This window comes from Kitasatospora sp. NPDC058218, from assembly GCF_042882445.1.
Lineage (GTDB): Bacteria > Actinomycetota > Actinomycetes > Streptomycetales > Streptomycetaceae > Kitasatospora.
Window position 1 is genome coordinate 156851 of record NZ_JBHVWC010000011.1, and the last position, 20475, is coordinate 177325.

12 protein-coding genes are annotated in these 20475 nt (G+C 73.7%); 8 read left to right on the forward strand and 4 right to left on the reverse strand.

Translation table 11 applies throughout. The features are described from left to right. Positions 1-14: 14 nt before the first annotated feature. Positions 15-3260: a BTAD domain-containing putative transcriptional regulator gene (locus tag ACFVYI_RS09630; RefSeq protein WP_387882759.1), complete on the forward strand. Its 3246-nt coding sequence runs from the start codon at positions 15-17 to the stop codon at positions 3258-3260. Between the two features lie 91 nt (positions 3261-3351). Here ACFVYI_RS09630 and ACFVYI_RS09635 read toward each other — a convergent pair whose 3' ends face one another. The 3 genes from ACFVYI_RS09635 to ACFVYI_RS09645 all read right to left on the reverse strand — a co-directional run bounded on the left by ACFVYI_RS09635 (position 3352) and on the right by ACFVYI_RS09645 (position 6977). Then, a complete protein-coding gene (locus ACFVYI_RS09635) occupies positions 3352-4959 on the reverse strand; it encodes an MFS transporter (protein ID WP_387882760.1) in 1608 nt (535 codons plus the stop codon). 183 nt (positions 4960-5142) lie between these two features. Beyond that, positions 5143-6207: an alpha/beta fold hydrolase gene (locus ACFVYI_RS09640; protein ID WP_387882762.1), complete on the reverse strand. Its 1065-nt coding sequence runs from the start codon at positions 6205-6207 to the stop codon at positions 5143-5145. After that, positions 6204-6977, reverse strand: coding sequence for a 2-oxo acid dehydrogenase subunit E2 (locus ACFVYI_RS09645; protein ID WP_387882764.1), 774 nt, complete (start codon positions 6975-6977; stop codon positions 6204-6206). Before ACFVYI_RS09645 ends, ACFVYI_RS09640 begins: the two co-directional genes overlap by 4 nt. 216 nt (positions 6978-7193) lie before the next feature. Between ACFVYI_RS09645 and ACFVYI_RS09650 the strand changes: the two genes are divergently transcribed. From ACFVYI_RS09650 to ACFVYI_RS09665, 4 genes are all read left to right on the forward strand, one after another. Next, positions 7194-8198: a threonine/serine dehydratase gene (locus tag ACFVYI_RS09650; RefSeq protein WP_387882766.1), complete on the forward strand. Its 1005-nt coding sequence runs from the start codon at positions 7194-7196 to the stop codon at positions 8196-8198. A gap of 37 nt (positions 8199-8235) precedes the next feature. After that, positions 8236-8802 carry a hypothetical protein gene (locus ACFVYI_RS09655; protein ID WP_387882767.1) on the forward strand — a complete coding sequence of 189 codons (567 nt, stop codon included), beginning with the start codon at positions 8236-8238 and terminating at the stop codon, positions 8800-8802. Positions 8803-9070: 268 nt separating this feature from the next. Further along, positions 9071-9793: a thioesterase II family protein gene (locus ACFVYI_RS09660; protein WP_387882768.1), complete on the forward strand. Its 723-nt coding sequence runs from the start codon at positions 9071-9073 to the stop codon at positions 9791-9793. Positions 9794-9819: 26 nt separating this feature from the next. Continuing rightward, positions 9820-10596, forward strand: coding sequence for a BTAD domain-containing putative transcriptional regulator (locus ACFVYI_RS09665; protein ID WP_387882770.1), 777 nt, complete (start codon positions 9820-9822; stop codon positions 10594-10596). Positions 10597-10681: 85 nt separating this feature from the next. Here ACFVYI_RS09665 and ACFVYI_RS09670 read toward each other — a convergent pair whose 3' ends face one another. Further along, complete coding sequence (locus tag ACFVYI_RS09670; RefSeq protein ID WP_387882771.1) at positions 10682-13810, reverse strand: amino acid adenylation domain-containing protein; 3129 nt, start codon at positions 13808-13810, stop codon at positions 10682-10684. A 297-nt stretch (positions 13811-14107) separates the two neighbouring features. Here ACFVYI_RS09670 and ACFVYI_RS09675 point away from each other — a divergent pair, with 297 nt between their 5' ends. From ACFVYI_RS09675 to ACFVYI_RS09685, 3 genes are all read left to right on the forward strand, one after another. Then, the gene (locus tag ACFVYI_RS09675) at positions 14108-14956 is read left to right on the forward strand and encodes a hypothetical protein (protein WP_387882773.1); all 849 of its coding nucleotides are present in this window, start codon (positions 14108-14110) and stop codon (positions 14954-14956) included. A gap of 4 nt (positions 14957-14960) precedes the next feature. Continuing rightward, complete coding sequence (locus ACFVYI_RS09680) at positions 14961-15746, forward strand: thioesterase II family protein (RefSeq protein WP_387882774.1); 786 nt, start codon at positions 14961-14963, stop codon at positions 15744-15746. 134 nt (positions 15747-15880) lie between these two features. Further along, positions 15881-20475 (forward strand): beta-ketoacyl synthase N-terminal-like domain-containing protein (locus ACFVYI_RS09685; protein WP_387882776.1); only part of this gene is annotated, 4595 nt, incomplete at its 3' end.

Consider the following 20475-nt stretch of genomic DNA (forward strand, 5'->3'; position numbering starts at 1 on the left):
GGAGGGGTGGTTACGTGCGCATCGGCATCCTGGGCCCGCTCGAATTGCGGGACGAAGCGGCCCGGCCCATCGAGATCAGCGGTCAGCGGCTGCGGGCGCTGCTGATCCGGCTCGCCATGGACGGGGGGCGCGCCGTCTCCGCCGACCGCCTGATCGACGACCTGTGGGAGGACTCCCGGCCGGTCGTCCCGGGCAACGCGCTGCACACGCTGGTGTCGCGGCTGCGCGGCGTCGGCGGCCGTGACCTGGTCACCGCCGCCGCGGGCGGCTATCGGCTCGGCGTGGACCCGGGCGAGATCGACGCGGTGGCCTTCGAGCGGCTGGTGAGCTCCGTGCGCCGCTCCGCCGCCGCCGAGGAACGCGCCGCGACCCTGCGCCGGGCGCTCGACCTGTGGCGCGGGCCCGCGCTGGCCGAGGTCGCCGACGCGGCCTTCGCCGGGGGCACCATCACCCGGCTGGAGGAGCTGCGGCTGACCGCCGTCGAGGACTGGGTGGACGCCGAACTCGCCCTGGGCGACGCGGCCCACCTGGTTCCCGAGCTGGAGGGGCTCTGCCTGTCGCACCCGCTGCGCGAGCGGCTGCGCGGCCTGCTGATGCGCGCCCTGCACGCCACCGGGCGGCAGGCCACCGCTCTGGAGGTGTACGAGGACACTCGCCGGGAGCTCGCCGAGCGGCTCGGCGCCGACCCCTCCCCGGAGCTCGCCGCCCTGCACCTGGCGATCCTGCGCGGCGATCTGCGCACGCCCGACCCGGCCCGCGCCGGCGGCGCCGCGCCGGCCCCGGGCAACGACCGGCGCACCAACCTGCCCTCCCCGCTGACCAGCTTCGTCGGCCGCGAGGAGGAGTCCGCGCGGATCGGCAAACTGCTGCGCGAGGTCCGGCTGGTGACCCTCACCGGACCGGGCGGCGCGGGCAAGACCCGGCTGGCCGGCGAGGTGTCCGCCACCATGGTCGGCGAGTACCCGGACGGGGTGTGGCTGGTGCCGCTGGCACAGGTCGGCTCGGCCCAGGACCTTCCGCAGGCCGTGCTCACCGCGATCGGCCAGGCCGAGCCCTCCCGGGTCGCCGACGCCACCGCGGTGCTGCCGCCGATGAAGCGGCTGGCGGACGCGCTGGCCAACCAGCGGATGCTGCTGGTGCTCGACAACTGCGAGCACCTCGTCGAGGCGGTGGCCCGGCTCACCGACCGCGTGCTGGCCGGCGCCCCCGGCGTCCGCGTGCTGGCCACCAGCCGGGAACCGCTGGCCATCACCGGCGAGACCCTCTGCCCGGTGCCCTCGTTGCCGCTGCCGCCGCCCGGGGCGGGCCCGGCCGAGGCCGGCGGGTACGCCGCGGTGCGGCTGTTCGAGGACCGGGCCGCCGCGGTCCGGCCCGGCTTCCGGGTCGACGCGGCCACCGGCCCGCTGGTGATCGCCGTCTGCCGCGCACTGGACGGGCTGCCGCTCGCGGTCGAGCTCGCCGCGGCCCGGCTGCGCTCCCTGACGCTCCCCCAGATCGCCGAACGCCTCGGCGACCGCTTCCGGCTGCTCGGCGCGGGCAGCCGGGCCGCGGTGCCCCGGCACCAGACGCTGCGCGCGGTGGTGGACTGGAGCTGGGAGCTGCTGGACGACACCGAGCGGGCGGTGCTGCGCCGGCTGTCGGTCTTCCGCGGCGGTGCCACCCCGGACAGCGCCGAGCGGGTCTGCGCGCCGGAGGACGGCCACGGTCCCGGTGACCGGGTCCTCGGCGGCCGGGACGTCATCGACGTGATCGCCGCGCTGATCGACAAGTCGCTGGTCGTCGCCACCGGCCAGGGCGAGGTTCGCTACGGGCTGCTGGAGACGGTGCGGACGTACGCCGCCGAACGCCTCGCGGACGCCGGCGAGACGGAACGGCTGCGCGCCGCGCACGCCGCCCACGTGCTGGCCGTCGCGGAGCAGGCCGAGCCCGGCCTGCGCGGCCGCGATCAGGAGGCGTGGGCCGCGCGGCTGACCGCCGAGCGGGACAACTGCACCGCCGCGCTCGGCTGGGCGGTGGAGCAGCGGGACGTGGAGACCGCGCTGCGGCTGGTCGGCGCGCTGATCTGGTACTGGATCATGCACAACCAGCTGGCCGAGGCGCACGGCTGGGCCGTCGCGGTGCGCGAGCTGGCCGGCGAGCGGCCCCCGGCCGGCGCGCCGGAGCTGGCCGACGCCCACGCGCTGTGCACCTTCCTCGCCGTGCTGATGGTCGAGGGCCCGGACGGTCCGGAGGCCACCGTCGAGGCCCGCCGACAGGCCGTGCGGACCGCCCTGGAGTGCCTCCCCGAGCGGCCCGGCCACCCCGCGCTGCACCTGGCCCGGCCGGTCGCCGCGCTGTTCCTGAACGACGCGGCGGGCGCCGAGCGTGAGCTGCTGGCCGTCCGGGAGGGCGCCACCGACCCCTGGGTGCGGGCCATCACCCGGGTCTGCCTGGGCTACCTCGCGTTCAACCTGGGCCGGATCGACGCCGCGCTCGCCGAACTGCGCGGCGGCTACGCGGGCTTCCGCCGGATGGGCGAGCACTGGGGCATGAACACCGCGCTCGGCGGGCTGATGGAGCTGGCCCTGATCCACGGCGACGGTGCCGAGGCCGTACGACTGGGCCAGGAAGCCTACGCGTACGCCGCCCGGCACGGGCCGGAGAGCGGCACCCTGACGCTGATCCAGCTCGGCCGGGCACGCGCCGAGGCCGGCGACGTGACCCTCGGCCTGGAGGAGATCCGGCAGGGGGTGCGCACCTCGGAGCGGGTCGGGGAGTTCGGCAGCGCCGTGGAGGGCTACGTGGCGCTGAGCCGGCTGGCCCGCGCGGCCGGCGACCTGCTCGCCGCCCGGCCGCCGCTGACCCGGGCGCTGGAGCTGCTGGACACCATGGCCGCAGGGGGCAACTCGGTGCGGGCGGTCGCCCTGACGTACGGCCAGCTCGGCTGCCTGTCCGAGCAGGAGGGGGACCTGGACGAGGCGGCGCACTGGCACGCCGAGGCCGTCCGGGAGCTCGGCCGCGAGGGAATCGTCCACCAGCAGGCCGTGGCGGCGGTGCTGGAGGGCGTCGCCGCGCTGGCCGCCGCTCGCGGCGAGGCGGAGCGGGCCGCCGAACTGCTCGGCGCCGCCCACACCATGCACGGCTACCGCGACGACCGCTGCCCGGAGGTGCGCCGGGCCACCGCGCGGATCGCGGCGGCGATGGAACCGGCGACGGCCGACGCCGCGTACGAGCGCGGCCGACGGGTCCCGGCCGAACGGGCGCTGGCGCTGGCCGGCTGACGTCGGCGGGCCCGCCCAATCGTGCCGAGCGGTCCGGCCGGACGGGTTGGCGTCCGGCCGGACCTGGGGAACCCGGCGTCGCACGGCGTGGTCAGACGAGCGACTCGCCCTGCTCCTGGGGGAGCGCGGCCGCTTCGTGCGACGGCTTCCCCTTCTGGCCCTTCCTGTCCTTGTTCTCCTTCTTCTCCGGGAACGCCGACTTCGGCGGCACGAAGGCGGCGGCGAGCACCGCGGCCAGCACGGCGACCACACCGCAGGCCGTCAGCACCAGGTTGCTGCCGTGGATGAAGGCGCTGTGCGCGGACGCCAGCAGCCCCGGGTCCTTCAGCTGCTCGGCCACCCCGTTCGCGCCGGTCACCGAGTCCCGGGCCACCTGGGCGGCGTCGTCCGGCAGGCCGCCGGTGGAGATCCGGGCGAGGTAGCCGGAGCTGAGCAGGCTGCCCAGGCCGGCGACACCGAGCACGCCGCCGACCTGCTGCAGGGTCTCCAGCAGGCTGGAGCCGGCGCCGGTGCCCTCCTCGGGCAGCGAGCCGAGCACCATGCTGGTGCCGGGCACGATCGCCAGGCCGAAGCCGGCACCGGTGACGGTCAGCCACAGCGCTGCGAAGCCGTAGCCGTCCGCGGTGCTCGACTGGGCGCCGAGCAGGGTGCCGCCCGCCAGCACCAGCAGGCCGAGCGGGATGATGACGCGCGGCCCGATCCGGGCCACGAAGGCCTCGGCGAGCTGGGCGCCCACCACCAGACCGCCGATCAGCGGCAGCAGACGCAGACCGGTGCCGAAGGCGCTGTTGCCGAGCACCGACGCCAGGTACTGCGGCACCACGAACAGGATGCCCATGATGCAGAAGTTGACGAAGGTCGCGACGACCGTGCCCCACAGGAACTTGCGGTTGCCGAACAGGCCGAGGTCGACCAGCGGCGAGGAGGCGGTGCGCTCGCGGAACACCAGGGCGATCAGCAGCAGCACGCCGGCGCCCAGCGTGCCGAGCACCTTCACGGAGCCCCAGCCGTCCTCCGGCACCAGGATGGAGCCGTAGACGAGCCCGGTGATGCCCAGGGCGCCGAGCAGCGCGCCCAGACCGTCGAAGGCGGGCGCCCGGCCGGCCGCGGCGCGCGCGGCGGCCGTCGGGTCGGCGGGCAGCAGGAAGGCCACCGCCACCAGGGCCGCCACCACCACGGGGATGTTGAAGACGAAGACCGAACCCCACCAGAAGTGGTTGAGCAGCCAGCCGCCGACCAGTGGGCCGATCGGCATGCCGATCGAGGCGGCCGCGGTCCAGCTGCCGACGGCCTTGTCCAGCTCGTCCTTGGGGAACATCTTGGGCAGGATCGCCATGGTGAGCGGCATGATCATGGCGGCGCCGACACCCATCAGGGCGCGGACCGTGATCACCGAGCCGGGGTCGTCCACCAGGATGCCGGCCACCGACGAGGCCCCGAAGATGGTGATGCCCACGAGCAGCAGCTTCTTGTGCCCGAAGCGGTCGCCCAGCACGCCGATGGGGAGCATGACCGCGGCGAAGGTCAGCAGGTAGCCGCCGCTGATCCACTGGAGCTGGGTGTTGGAGGCACCCAGCTCCTGGGAGAGCGTGGGCAGGGCGACGTTGATGATCGTGCCGTCCAGTGAGATCACGAGGACGCTGAGCACCAAGGCGCCCAACCCCCACCAGCGGCGGGGTGAGGGTGGTGGGGTCGTCATGGCAATCTCCAGAGAAGTGTTGCGAAGCAGGTCGCTGAGTGAACCGCGGCTCGCTCAGACTGGTCGGATTCCACCGTGCCGGGCCGTGCTGGTACGGCGCTTGCAGCCCGCTGGTACCGCCGCACGGGCCCTGTCAGCGGGCTGGCGGGGCCCGCCACCAGGGCTCGCGCCACGGGCGCGGGCCTACCGGCGACGCAGCGACGCCCGCAGCCGGGCGGCCCGCCACATCAGGCCGATCACGGCCGTCCGCGGGTCGACGCCCCCGCGCATCCGCAGCAGCGACCAGGCCATCCAGAGCCGGTTCTCCTCCGCGTGCGAGGGCGAGGCGTGCACGTCGTCGTGGACCAGCAGGCGCAGGTCGCGGACGTGGGTGCGCAGCAGGGCGAGGTCGCCGGGCGGGATGATCTCGTCGCGCAGGCTCGCCACGTAGGCCACCGGGATGTCCAGCGAGCGCAGGCCCTCGGCGGTCAGCGCCCGGTCGCGCAGGCCGTCGAGGCCGAGCCCGGTCAGGTGGGTGAGGGTGTCGACGGTGACGGCGGGCAGCCGCGGGTGCCAGGCGGTGTCGGTGAAGAACTCGCGGACCGGCGCGCCGGCGGTGATGATGCCGCGGATCCGCCGGTCCTCCATGGCGCAGCGCAGCGCGAGGTGGCCGCTGAAGCTCATCGCGAAGGCGTAGCTGCGGGACACGTCGGCGCGGTCGGCGACGGCGTCCAGCACCGCGGACAGGGTGCGCCAGGCCTCCCCGTCGTAGGGGGCTTCGTTCTCGCCGACGCCGGGCAGTTCGGTGGAGACGACGGCGAAGCCGAGTCCGGCGAAGACGGGCAGCGCGGGCGCCCACTGCTCCTTGAGGGTGAGGTGGCCGCCCATGATGACGACCAACGGGCGGGGCCGGTCGGCGGACAGGCCGGCGGTCCAGCAGCCGATCTGGCGGCCCTTGAAGTCGACGTCCAGGCGGTGGATGTCCTGGCCGGTGCGCCAGCGTTCGAAGCTGGCCAGCGCCTTCTCGTAGGCGTCCTGGCGGGCGGCGCCGTCGACGTAGGGGAAGCGGGCCATCAGGTAGTGCCGGCCGGCCTCCAGGTGCTTGCCGCCGGTGGCGAGCTGGTCGCCCCGGGCGGTCCACTCGCCCGCCCAGGAGCCGGGGCCGGCCCCGTCGCCGGTGACGCGGTCGAGCAGCTGCTCCCAGCCTTCGATCTCCAGTCCGCGCGCGTGCACGCCGACGTACTGCTTGAGTTCCTCGACACTGTTCACGAGCGCTCCCCGGTGGTGGAGTCGTCCCCCGCGGAGAAGGTCTCCAGTGCCTGCTTGAGGTCGGCCAGCACGTCCGCGGCCTCGGCGCCGTCGATGACGCGGTGGTCGAAGGTGAGCGACAGTCGCATCAGCGGGGCGACGGCGACCTCGGTGCCGCGTGCCACCGGGCGGTCGGCGATCCGGCCGACGCCCAGCGTGATGGTGGTGCCGCCGACGGAGTGGAAACCGTCCACCGGGCGGTGGCCGAGCGAGGTCACCGCGAAGGTGCCCATGACGTCGGCGCGGCGGTTCAGCGGACGGGTGCCCATCCGGAACAGCAGGCCGCCGACCGCGCCGGGCAGCCGCTGGAGCAGCCGGGCGCCGGCGAACTCGGGCATCGAGGCGGGGTCGCCGTCGCGGAAGTGCTCCACCCGCTGCTGGATCTCGTCGAGGCTCGCGCGCTGGAGGTCCGTCAGCACGGTGGAGAGCACGATGCGCTGCCCGTTGAGGGTGCGGTCGAGGGTGAACTTGCCGTTGACGGAGGCGTAGCGGGCCACCCGGGGGCGCAGCCGTCCGTGCAACGCGGCATTGGCCTCGGGGTGGGCGGCCAGCACGCGGGCCGCGCTGTGGAGCACGTAGCTCACGACCGAGTACTTGTGCTGGGTCTCCCGGTGCCGCACGACCGCGGTCATGTCGACGTCGGTGTCCAGGAAGACCGGGGAGATCGCCCGGATCTCTCGAAGGAAGTGGAGCGTGGGCCTGCGCTCCGCGGCAACGGCACTGATCTTCATGGCACCAGGGTTCTCCGCGCGGCCAAAGGGCCGCTTGCCACCCCCTAAAGCCCCTACCCGGTCCGGGTCGGCGGCGGGCTCCACCAGGGCGCGACGGGGGCCGGCGGCGGGCCCGACGTGGCTTTGGCAGGACATTAGCCGACGTCCCGATGCTGGAGCGCGCCAACGACCGGCCGACTCGCACGGGCCGGGCGGAGCCGAGCGAGGAGAGACAGCATGACCGGGACGAACACCGGACTGCTCGCCGAGGACGTACCGCAGCTCAGTGCCGCGGGTGTGCAGGAGGCCCGACGGCGGTTGGGCGGCCGGGTGCTGGAGACACCGGTCGTCCGCTGCGAGGAACTGGACGCGGCGGCGGGCGCCCGGCTGTGGCTGAAGGCCGAGAACCTGCAGCGCGGCGGGTCGTTCAAGATGCGCGGCGCGCTGCTGGCGGTGGAGCGGCTGGCCCGGGCCGGTTCGCCCGGGGTGGTCGCACAGAGCACCGGCAATCACGCGATCGCGGTCGCGCTGGCCGCCCGGGAGGTCGGCATGCCGGCCGTGCTGGTGCTGCCGGTCGACGCCGCGCCGACGAAGGTGCGGCGGATCCGGGAGGCCGGCGCGGAGGTCCTGCAGGTCGGGACGACGCTGGCCGACCGGCTGGCGGTGGTCGACGAACTGCGGGTGCTGCGCGGCCTGGACGTGATCGACCCCTACCAGGACCCCGACGTGGTGCTGGGTCAGGGCACCGCGACCGCCGATCTGCTGGACGGCGTGCACGCGGCCGGCGGACGGCTGGACGCCGTGGTGCTGCCGGTCGGCGGGGGCAGCGCGGTGGCCGGGGCGTGCCTGGCGACCGACGGGTCCGGCATCGAGGTGTTCGCCGCCGAACCGGCCGCCGTCCCGGCGCTCGGCGAGGCGCTGCGGGCCGGGCGGCCGGTGACCGTGGCGGCCCGGCCGACCATCGCGGACGGCCTGCGGCCGGACCGGATCGGGCAGTTGCCCTTCGACCTGGCCCGGGAGCGGGTCTCCCGGGTGGTGGCGGTGGAGGAGGAGGCGATAGCAGACGCGATGCGCCTGGTGCTCACCCGCTGCCGCCTGCTGGTGGAGCCGGCCGCCGCCACCGCGGTCGCCGCGGCGCTGCGGATCGCCGCCGAGGGCGGCCGGTCCGACATCGGGGTGCTGGTGTCCGGCGGAAACGTCGAGACGACCCTGGTGACGCAGCTGCTGGCCGACCAGATCTGAACATCCTGAGAAACGACCGAGAGGAACGGAACGTCCCATGCGTCTGCGCATCGATGGCTGGAAGAGAACGACCGCCGTGCTGGCCTCGCTGGCCGCCTGCGTCACCGTGACCACGCTGGGCGCCGGCCCGGTGAGCGCCGCCGGCGAGAACACGCCGATGAGGCCCCACCCGGGCTGCGTCACCTACCACTTCACCGAGGTGATGACCAAGCTGGAGACCAACGGCACCCCCGGCATCGACGTGCCGGCCGGCTTCGAGGCCACCTGGCTCGACTACCTCTACCCGTTCGGCGCCGAGACCGTCCCGGCCAACCAGGTGGGCACGGCGACCGGGAACATGGACATCCTGGAGGTACGGGCTCCCGGCGGCCACGGCATCGAGTACCAGTACGAGCTGTTCCACCTCGCCGACGGCGTCTTCACCGCGCAGAGCGCCTTCGACCGCGCCCTGGTGATCAACGGCTCGTGGATCACCCAGCCGGTCCAGGGCCTCACCGGCCGGTACGCGGGCTGGAAGGGCTCGTGGACCTGGCGCGCGGTGCCCGGCGACGGCGCCGACCACTGGCCGAACTTCGAGGACCAGTTCGTCCTCTGCCCGCGCTGACACCCCGCGCGGACCGTCGAACCACCGGTCCCGCCGACCGCGGTGTCCCCCGTCCGCGGTCGGCGCGCCCCTACCGGCACCTCCCTGAGCCTCCCGGCTGGCTCTAGGGGTGCTGGTAGGGGCTTTTTCCGGGGTTACCGCCGGCTTTCCCGCTTCCTAGACTTCCCAGCGTTCCACCGCACCGGCGTTGCACCACGCCGGGCGACAACGCGCAGGCAGCGAAGGGGAGTTACCGGTGACGGGGACGAGGAATTCCGGCGGGGAATGGGTGAGGCGCTTTCATCCCGCCGCAGCGGGCGACGTACGGCTGGTGGCCTTTCCGCACGCCGGCGGAGCGGCGAGCTACTGGTTCCCGCTCTCGGAGGAACTGGCGCCCACCGTCGAGACACTGGCGATCCAGTACCCGGGGCGGCAGGACCGGCACAACGAGGTACCGCTGCGCAGCATGCCCGAACTCGCCGACCGGGCCTTCGAAGCGCTGCTGGACTGGGCCGACCGCCCGCTCGTGCTGTTCGGGCACAGCCTGGGCTCCGTGCTCGCCTTCGAGGTGGCCCGCCGGCTCCAGGCCACCGGGCGGACCCCGGCCCACCTCTTCGCCTCCGGCTACCCCGCGCCGTCCCGGCTGCGCGGCGGGGACGTCCACCGGCGTGGCGACGAGGGCATCATCGAGGAGCTGCGCACCGTGGGCGGCACCGACCCGGTGTGGCTGGAGAACGACGAATTCATGGCGTCCGTGCTGCCCGCCCTGCGGGCCGACTACACGGCCATCGAGACGCACGAGCGCGGCGACGGCGTCCTGGACTGCCCGCTGACCATGTTGACCGGCGACGACGACCCGCACACCACCGTCGACGAGGCGAAGGCCTGGGGCGAGCACACCAGCGCCGCGTTCGACCTGCGGGTGTTCCCGGGCGGTCACTTCTACCTCGAACGGCACCTGCCGGAGATCACCGGGCTCATCGCCACCACGGTCAAGGGAATCACCGGTTGATCCCGCCGGAGAAGGAGGTCAGATCGGTGCGGTACGAACTCCTGGGAAGTCTGCGGGTGGTCGACGGGAACGGCATGTCCTCGATCAGCGCGCAGAAGGTCGAGATCCTGCTCGCCTCACTCCTCGTCCACGCCGACCACGTGGTGTCGGTCGACCAGTTGATGGGCGAGATCTGGGGTGACCGGCAACCCCGCCGCGCGCTCGCGGGGCTGCACGTGTACGTGTCCGAACTGCGCAAGTTCCTGCACCGCCCCGAGCGGGCCGAGGGTCCGATCCTCACCCGCTCCCCCGGCTACATGCTGCGGCTGGACGACGGCGTCCTCGACTCGCGGGAGTTCCTGGACCTGGTGGGACTGGGCCGCCGGTTGCTGCGCGAGCGGCGCTTCGAGGAGGCCGGCGACGCCTTCGAGCGGGGGCTGGCACTGTGGCGCGGGCCGGCGCTGGGCGACGTCGGCCAGGGGCCGGTGCTGCGCAGCTTCGCCACCCGGCTGACCGAGACCCGGATGGAGTGCATGGAGATGCTGGTGGACGCGCAGCTCCAGCGCGGCCAGCACCGGGAGGTGGTCGGCCTGCTGTACACGCTGGCCACCGAGAACCCGCTGCGCGAGGCCTTCCACCGGCAGCTGATGCTGGCGCTCTACCGCTCCGAGCGGCGGGCGGACGCCCTCAAGGCGTACCAGTCGGCGCGGCGGACCCTGCTCGACGAACTGGGCCTGGAGCCGTGCACCCCGATGCAGGACCTGCACAAGGCGATCCTGCGCTCGGACGACCCGGCCGGGGCGGCGACGCTGGCCTCGGTGTGAGCCCCGGGCACGACGAAGGGTCTGGCCCCGATCACCCTCCGGTGATCGGGGCCAGACCCTTCGCGCGGAACCGCCCGGGGCGTCGTCAGGCGCCCGGCCGGGCCGCGCGGACCAGGACGGCGAGGTCGGCCGGGGTCGGCTCGGCGAACAGGTCGGCGAGCTTCACGGTCACCCCGAAGTCCTCCTCGACCCGCTGGACCAGCTTGGCGGCGAGCAGCGAGTGGCCACCGGAGGTGAAGAAGTTGGACGCGCCGGAGAGGTCCTCGCGGCCCAGCAGCTCCCGCCAGAGACCGACCAGCGCGTTCAGCACGGGGTCGGCGGAATCGTCCGGGAGGGCCGCGGCCCGCCCCTCGGGGCCCTCCGCGGGGCCGGCCGCGGGGCCGGAGGTCGCCAGTGCCTCCAGCGCCAGGTAGTCGACCTTCTCGTTGGCGTTGGTCGGCAGGACGTCCAGCACCACGAAGTCCTGCGGCACCGCCGCGCGCGGCAGTTCGGCACGGGCGAACTCCCACAGGCTCTCCACGAGGTCGACGTCCCCCTCGGAAGCCGCACCGCTCTCCTCGACGAAGACCACCAGCCGACCGTCCGCGCTGCGGTCGCCGACCACCACGGCGGCGACGCCCCGCACTCGCGGGTGTCCGAGCAGGGCCGCCTCGACCTCGCCCAGCTCGATCCGGTTGCCGCGCAGCTTCACCTGCCGGTCGGCGCGGCCGGACAGCTCCAGGGTGCCGTCCGGCAGCCACTGGCCGACGTCACCCGAGCGGTAGAACCGCCCGTAGCGGGGGTGCTCGCCGAACCGCTCGGCGTTCAGCTCCGGACGGCCGTGGTAGCCGTGCGAGAGGCCGTCACCGGCGATGCAGACCTCGCCGCGGACGCCGACCGGCAGCTCCCGGCCGTCCGGCGCCAGCACGAACATCCGGATGTTCTGGATCGGGCCGCCGACCGAGATCCGGTCGCCCAGGCCGTCCGGGACGACGCCCCAGGTGCACCAGGTGGTGGTCTCGGTGGGGCCGTAGGCGTTGACGAGCTCGCAGCCCGTCGCCAGCAGCCGCTTGGCCAGCGTCACCGGCACCGGCTCGGCGCCGGTGACCACCCGGCGGCCCGCCAGCCGGTCGGCCACCTCGTCGTACACCATGCGCAGCGTGGTGGGGGTGGCCTGCAGGATGCCCGGCTCGTACCGGTCGATCAGCTCGCGCAGCACCTTGCCGTCGGTGCGGGCCTCGTCCGGGGCGACCACGATCCGGCCGCCCGAGTACAGCGGCACGTAGTGCTCCAGGTTCGCCATGTCGAAGGCGAAGGTGGTCATCCACAGGGTGGCGTCGGAGGGGGTGGCGCGCAGCCGCACGGTGTAGTCGGCGGCGATGTTGGAGATCGCGCGGTGCGGCAGCACGGCGCCCTTGGGCCGACCGCTGGAGCCCGAGGTGTAGATGAGGTAGGCGGTGCTCTCCGGGTCGAGCCGGACCGGCAGGTCGCCGATCGGCCGTTCCGGGGCGGTGTCCGGGACCACCGGCAGCGGCAGCCGCGGCAACCCGTCGGCCCCGGGCAGGGCGAGCTCGCGGTCGGTGAACAGCACCTTGGCGCCCGAGTCCTCCATCAGGTAGGAGACGCGCTGCACCGGATGCTCGGGGTCGACCGGCAGGTAGGCGGCGCCGGTGAGCCACACGCCGAGGACGGCGGCCGTCAGTTCGGGCGAGCGGGCGGCCGCGATCGCGACCACGTCGCCGGCGCCGATCCCGGCGTCCTTCAGCAGGGCGGCGGCGTCCAGTGCGGCCTCCCACAGCCGGCGGTAGCCGATCTCGCGCTCCCCGTGCTGCACGGCCACCGCGTCCGGGGTGGCGGCGGCGTGGCGGTGCACGGCCTCCAGGACGTCGGTCGGGCCGGGCGGGGCGTAGCGCACCTCGGTGTCGTTGGCGGCGTCGATCACCGCGTGGTCCTGCTCGTTCCACACCCGCAGCTCGCCGGTGGGCCGGTCGACGTCCTCTGCGACGGCCAGCAGCAGCGCCTCGTAGCGCAGGAGCAGGGCCTCGGCGTCGGCGCGGCTCAGCTTCTCGGTGGAGTAGCGGGCGGTGACCTGGATGGTGTCGGCCGAGGAGGCGACGAAGAACTCCAGGTCGTACTTGCTGTAGCCGTTCTCCACCACGATCGGGCGGGCCCGCAGCCCGCCGATCTCGAACTGCGTCATCTCCAGCTGCGGGAAGTAGTTGAACAGGTGCCGGCTGAGCCGGTTGCTCCAGGCCGAGCCGACCCGGGGCACCACGCCGGCGATGGTCTCCTCCGGGACCCCGGCGTGCGCCAGCGCGCCGAAGTACATGTCCCGGGCCTGCCGGACCAGGGCGCGGAAGCCGTCCTCCGGGTTCACCCGCACCCGCAGCGGCAGCACGTTGGTGTGATGGCCGACGGTGCGCGGGGCGTCCTGCGGGCGGACGCTGACCGGGCAGCCGACCACGATGTCCGGACCGACCCCGTGCGCGGCGAGCAGCAGGTCGAAGGCGCCGAGCAGCACCACGGCCTCGGGCGCCCGCACCTCGCGCTGGAGGAGCCGCACGACGTTGCGGGCCTGCGGGGAGAAGGTGTGCACCAGTTGGTCGCCCTTGAGGGTGCGCTCGGCGCTGTCGGGGGCGCCGCACCACAGGTCCAGGGCGGCCGGGTCGAAGTCGGCCAGTTGGCCGCGCCAGAACTCGATGCTCTCCGGCTTCGGCTCGGGCTCGGCGAACGCCGGGACGATCTTCAGCAGTTCGGGCGCGGGCGGCTGCCCGGCGACCAGGGCGCCGTACAGCGCGACGATCTCCTCCAACAGCGCGGTGCCGGAGATGATGTCGTAGTCGAGGTGGTGGAAGGTCAGGCAGAGGACGTCGCCCTCGGGGTGGTGGAACAGCCCGGCCCGCACCAGCGGGCGGCCGTCGAACACGAACCTGCGGTTCACGTACGGCAGCAGGGCCTCGGCGATCGCGTCCTGCGGCGGGTGGAAGTCGTCGACCTCCTCGACCGGGACGTCGAATTCCGCCGGCGGCACGACGCCTTTCAGCAGTTCGGCACCGGTCGCGAAAAAGGTCGTGCGGAGCACGTCGTATCGGCGGAATAGCACCGCCAGGGTCTCGCGGAGCGCCGGAATGTCCAGTTCTCCCTCGACCTGGAACGCCAGCGCCAGATTGTTGGCGGCACTTTCGGGTACCAATCGCTCCAACAACCACATGGCCTGTTCCTTGCGAGTGGCCACGGAAAGATCACGTGTCGTCCGGGCGACGGGCTGCGCTGCGGGTCCCAATGGGTCCTCCCCTACAGAGCCGGGCCTGAGACGGCGCTCACACCCTGCTTGTGGTTGCCGGTTTGCAGCACACGTTACGAGCCGCCCACCGGACCGGGGCACCCCTATCGGGGGGTCACCCCGGCTCTTTCCGGGGTGCCCCACAAGAGCCCCTACCGCTCCCCAGAAGGATCTCTCTAGGGGTATAGGGACACAACCCGGTCGACCTAGGCTGCCGGTGGTTCTGGAGTCCACGACCGAGGAGTGACGGTGACCGCAGGAAACGCTTGGAAGAGTCTGACCGCAGGCGGGAATTCCAAGGGAATTCTGCTAGCCGTCGACTTCGACACCACGGGCCGGCCGGAGGCCCGTTTCGCGGACCTCCTGACGAATCTGGTGAATGCCGGCCCGGCCTTCGCGGCCTGGGAGACCGTCCCGCCGCCGGCCGCCGCCGAGGCGGCCCGCAGCGGCGCCGGCTACCTCGACCACTGGACCCTCGGCCTGGCGGATCTCGCCGGCACCGACGGCGCGTGGCCCGAGGTGCGCGCGGTGCTCGGCTTCTGCGGCGGCGCCATCTACGCGTCCGCGCTCGCCGAACGGATCGCCGAGCGGCAGGGCAACGCCCCGCTGCTGGTCCTGTTCGACCCCGAGCTGTCCACCGCGCAGACCCTGATCTGGCAGTTCCACAAGGTGATCGGCTTCCTGTCCGCGGTGATCTCCGAGCAGCAGATCGCCGAGGCCCGCGAGATGGGCCAGAAGGCCTTCGACGAGATCCCCGACGTCATGGAACTCAAGCACGAACTGCTGCGGCTCATGCGGGAGTTCGGGGAGCCCGCGCTGATCGCGGCCGGCCTGGACGAGACCCGCCGCGAGGAGCTGTTCGCGGTCTTCGAGTCCTTCCTGTGCTACCTCGCCGCCGCCAGCCAGATCGACCCGCTGCCGCAGTGGCGCTCGGCCGTCGCCTACAGCTCCACCAGCCCGCTCAGCGGCCTCAACGCGATGCGCAGCGCGGGCCTGGAGATCGAGGTCGGCGAGGAGATCCGGGTGGACACCGACCACGGCGTCATGCTCGCCGACAAGGAGCTCGCCTCCGCCGTCGCCCGCCTGCTGGACAGCTGAGCCGATGGCGACGACGCCCGACACGCCCACCGCGACGCCCTACCTGCCGCCCGCGGCGGCCGGTACCGGGGCGGACGTCCGACTGTTCTGCTTCCACCACGCCGGTGGTGCGGCCTCGGCGTACACCGGCTGGCAGGAACGGCTCGGGCCGCGCGTCGCCGTGCTGCCGGTCCAGCTGCCCGGCCGCGAACGGCGCGCCAGCGAGACCCGATTCACCCGCATCGACGACCTGGTCGCCGACCTGGACCGGCACCTGGACCCGCTGCTCGACGAGCCGTACGCCTTCTACGGGCACAGCATGGGCGCCATCGTCGCCTACAACCTGACCCTGCTGCGCGCCGCGCGCGGCGCCAGCCTGCCGGTCCGGCTGATGGTCGGCGCCTACTCCCCGCCGCACCTGCTCGCCCCGATCGCCGACGCCCTGAACCTCGACGACGGGGACCTCGCCCGCTGGCTGGTCGACACCGGCGGCATGTCCGAACTGGTGCTCCGCTACCCCGACTGGGTGCGGTCCGCGCTGGACCTGTTCCGCGACGACCTCAGGGTCTGCCAGAGCCACCGGCCGCCCGGCGACCGGCCGCTGCCCTGCCCGATCGACGTGTTCGCCGGCGAGCAGGATCCGCTGCTGCCGCTCGATCAGGCCGACGGCTGGGCCCGGCACACCACCGCCGGGTGCCGGGTGCACACCGTCCCCGGCGGCCACCTCTTCCTCCACGAGTCCTCCGCGGTGCTGCTGCGCACCGTGGGCCTGCTGCTGTCCGACCGCGAGCGCCACCACAGCCGGATCTGACCGCCGCTCGGCCCCGCCGTCCACCGCCTCTCCCTCCGCAGGCGACCGGTGGCCGTCCACTGCCCCGGCCGGCCACCGGTCGCCACGGCGCGCCGCCCCGCGGCGCCTCCACTGCTGAACGACATGGGGATCTCATGCCTTCCGACGCTGTTGCCATCATTGGTCTGTCCTGCCGGCTCCCCCAGGCCCCGGATCCCCGCGCCTTCTGGGACCTGCTGCGGCGCGGCGCCTCCGGGATCACCGATGCGCCGGCCGAGCGGTGGAGCGGACCCGGCCTCGACGGGACACCGAGCCGCGGCGGCTTCCTCGACCGGATCGACACCTTCGACCCGGTCTTCTTCGGGATCTCGCCCCGCGAGGCCACCCTGATGGACCCCCAGCAGCGACTGATGCTCGAACTCGCCTGGGAATGCCTGGAGGACGCCGGCGTCGTCCCCGACCGGCTCCGCGCCACCCAGACCAGCGTCTTCGTCGGCGCCATCGCCGCCGACTACAGCACCGTGCTCCAGCGGCACGGCCTGGAGGCGATCACCCCGCACACCGTCACCGGCCTCAACCGCGGCATCATCGCCAACCGCGTCTCCTACACGCTCGGCCTGGAGGGCCCCAGCCTCACCATCGACGCCGCGCAGTCCTCCGCGCTGGTCGCCGTCCACATGGCCTGCGAGAGCCTGCGCAGCGGCGAGTCGGACCTCGCCGTCGCGGGCGGCGTCAACCTCATCATCGCCCCCGAGAGCACCCTCGGCCTGACCCGGTTCGGCGGCCTCTCCCCCGACGGCGTCAGCTACACCTTCGACGCCCGGGCCAACGGCTACGTCCGCGGCGAGGGCGGCGGCGCCGTCCTGCTGAAGCGGCTCGACCGCGCGCTCGCCGACGGCGACCACGTGTACGCCGTGATCCGCGGCACCGCCGTCAACAACGACGGCGCCACCGACGGCCTCACCGTGCCCAGCCCGCAGGCCCAGGAGAAGCTGCTGCACCGCGCCTACCGGCGGGCCGGCGTCGACCCCGGCCAGGTGCAGTACGTCGAACTGCACGGCACCGGCACCCGGGTCGGCGACCCGATCGAGGCCACGGCGCTCGGCGCGGCCCTCGGCACGGCCCGCCCCGAGGGTTCGCCGCTGCTGGTCGGCTCCGCCAAGACCAACGTCGGCCACCTGGAGGGCGCGGCCGGCATCGTCGGGCTGCTGAAGACCGTCCTGGCGATCGAACACCGGGAGCTGCCGCCCAGCCTCAACTTCGCGGAGCCCAACCCCGACATCGACTTCGCCGGGCTGAACCTGCGGGTGCAGACCGCGCTCGGCCCGTGGCCGGCGGGCACGCTGCGGGCAGGTGTGTCGTCGTTCGGCATGGGCGGCACCAACGCGCACGTCGTCCTGGAGGAGGCGCCGGCCGCCCGAACCGCGACCGTCGAGTCGTCCGGCGGCCCTGCGGTGTGGCCGCTGTCGGCGAAGACCGGGCCCGCGCTGCGCGACCAGGCCCGGCAGCTGCTCGACTGGCTCTCCCAGCACCCCGAGGCCGCGCCCGCCGACGTCGCGCACGCGCTCGCCACCGGCCGCTCGCTGTTCGAGCACCGGGCGGTCGTCCTGCCCGGGGAGCGGGCGGAGGCGCTGCGTGCCGTGGCCGAGGCCGCGCCGCACCCGTCGGCGGTGACGGGCAGCGCGGCGGACGACGGCAAGCTGGCATTCCTGTTCACCGGGCAGGGATCGCAACGGGTCGGCATGGGTGAGGAGTTGTACACCACCTTCCCCGTCTTCGCGGCCGCCTACGACGAGGCGCTGAGCCACTTCTTCCCGCAGCTGCGCGACATCATCGCGTCGAACCCCGACGGGCTGCTCGACACCACGCTGCACACCCAGCCGGCCCTGTTCGCCCTGGAGACGGCCCTGTTCCGCCTGCTGGAGCACCACGGCCTCACCCCGGACTACCTGGCCGGGCACTCGATCGGCGAGATCGCCGCCGCCCACTGCGCCGGCGTCCTGTCGCTCGCCGACGCCGCGAAGCTAGTCGCCGCCCGCGCCCGCCTCATGCACAGCACCGGCGAAGGCGCGATGGCCACCCTCCAGGGCGTCGAGGCCGACGTCCTCCCGCACCTCGGTGGCGGGCTCACCATCGCCGGCGTCAACTCCGCCGACGCGGTAGTGATCGCCGGAGACGTCGACGCCGTCCACGCCCTCGCCACCCAGTGGAAGGAACAGGGCCGCAAGGCCAAGATCCTCAACACCCGCCACGCCTTCCACTCCCACCACATGGACCCCATCCTCGACGAATTCCACACCGTCGCCGAGTCGTTGACCTACCACGAGCCCACACGTCCGATCATCTCCACCCTGACCGGCGAATTGGCCCAGGAGCTCACCGAACCCTCCTACTGGACACGCCAGTTGCGCGAGGCCGTCCGCTTCCACGACGCCCTCACCACCCTCCACGACAACGGCGTCACCACCTACCTCGAACTCGGCCCCGACGCCACCCTCACCACCCTCACCCGCACCACCCACCCCGACGCGGCCACAGCAGCGACCCTCATACCGAACCGCCCCGAGGCACACACCGCCCTGGCCGCCGTCGCCACCGCCCACACCCACGGCCACCCGGCCACCTGGCCCACCCAGGACACACCGGGCACCCGCACCAGCCTGCCGACCTACCCCTTCCAGCGGCGCCGCCACTGGATCGACACCGCCGCCGCGCCGGAGTCCGTCCAGCCCCTCCCTTCCCCGCAGCGGCAGGAGGAGGAGCCCGAGGACGCCGCCGAGCTCACGCCCGCGCAGCGCCTGGCCCGGCTCAGCGGCGAGGAATTGGAGACGGCGCTCCGCGACCTCGTGCTGACCACCATGACCATCACCCTCGGGCACGTCACGCCCGCGGCCGTCGACACCTCCGGCGCCTTCCGCGACCTGGGCTTCGACTCGGCCCTCTCGCTCGAACTGTGCACCCGGCTGTCCCAGTGGACCGGCCTGCGCCTGCCCGCCGGCCTGCTCTACGACCACCCGACGCCCACCGCCCTGGTCCGCCACCTCCAGGCCGAGCTGTCGAACGACGCGACGGCCGCCCAGGTCGTCGCGGCGGTCGCGCACGACGAGCCGATCGCCGTCGTCGGCATGGCCTGCCGCTACCCCGGCGGCGCCAACTCCCCCGAGGAGCTCTGGCAGTTGGTCGCCGAGGGCCGCGACGCGATCGGCGGCTTCCCGACCGACCGCGGCTGGGACCTCGCCGGCCTCTACGACCCCGACCCCGCCCACGCCGGCACCACGTACGCGCGCACCGGCGGCTTCCTGTACGACGCGGCCGGCTTCGACCCGGAGTTCTTCGGCATCTCGCCGCGCGAGGCGGCGGCGATGGACCCGCAGCAGCGCCTGCTGCTGGAGACCTCCTGGGAGGCCCTGGAGCGGGCCGGCCTCGACCCGGCGGAGCTCGGCGGCCGGCCGGTCGGCGTCTTCGTCGGCGCCATGTCCCAGGAGTACGGCCCCCGGCTGCACGAGCCCGCCAACGGCATGGAGGGCTACCTGCTCACCGGCAGCACGGTGAGCGTGGCGTCCGGCCGCATCTCCTACACGTACGGGTTCGAGGGCCCGGCCGTCACCGTGGACACGGCCTGCTCGTCCTCGCTGGTCGCCCTCCACCTGGCGGCGCAGGCGCTGCGGCAGGGCGAGTGCTCGATGGCCCTCGCGGGCGGTGCGGCCGTCATGGCGACGCCGGGCATGTTCGTCGAGTTCAGCCGGCAGCGCGGGCTGTCGGCGGACGGCCGCTGCAAGGCCTTCGCGGCGGCGGCCGACGGCACCGGGTGGGGTGAGGGCGTCGGACTGGTGCTGCTGGAGCGGCTGTCGGACGCGCAGCGCAACGGGCACCAGGTCCTGGCCGTGATCCGCGGCTCCGCCATCAACCAGGACGGCGCCAGCAACGGCCTCACCGCCCCGAACGGCCCCTCCCAGCAGCGCGTCATCCGGCAGGCGCTGGCCAACGCCCGCCTGGACGCCGCCGACGTGGACGCGGTGGAGGCGCACGGCACGGGCACCAAGCTGGGTGACCCGATCGAGGCGCAGGCGCTGATCGCCACCTACGGGCAGGACCGTCCCGCCGAACGACCGCTGCTGCTCGGCTCGTTGAAGTCCAACATCGGCCACACCCAGGCCGCGGCCGGCGTCGGCGGCATCATCAAGATGGTCATGGCGATGCACCACCGCGAGCTGCCGAAGACCCTGCACGTCAACGAGCCCACACCGCACGTCGACTGGGAGGCGGGCGCCGTCGAGCTGCTGACCGAGGCCCGGCCGTGGGAGACGGACGGCGAGCGGCGGCGCCGCGCCGCCGTGTCGTCCTTCGGCATCAGCGGGACCAACGCGCACGTGATCCTGGAGGAGCCCCCGGCAGTCGAACCGGTCGAGCAGAGGCCCGAGGAGGACGTGGACGGGCCGGTGTTCTGGCCGCTGTCGGCGAAGAGCGAGGACGCCCTAAGGGACCAGGCCCGCCGACTGCACACCTGGATCACCGAACACCCCGACAGCACGGACCGCGCGATCGCGGCCGCACTGGAACGCAAACCGAAGTTCCCGCACCGGGCCGTCGTGTTCAACCGCGAGGCACTCGCCGCCCTCGCCGAGGGGCAGCCGCACCCGGATCTGGTGACGGGAACGGCCGGCGTCAGCGGCAAGACCGTGTTCGTCTTCCCCGGCCAGGGCTCACAATGGCCCGAAATGGGCCAACACCTCCTGGCCACCAACCCCGT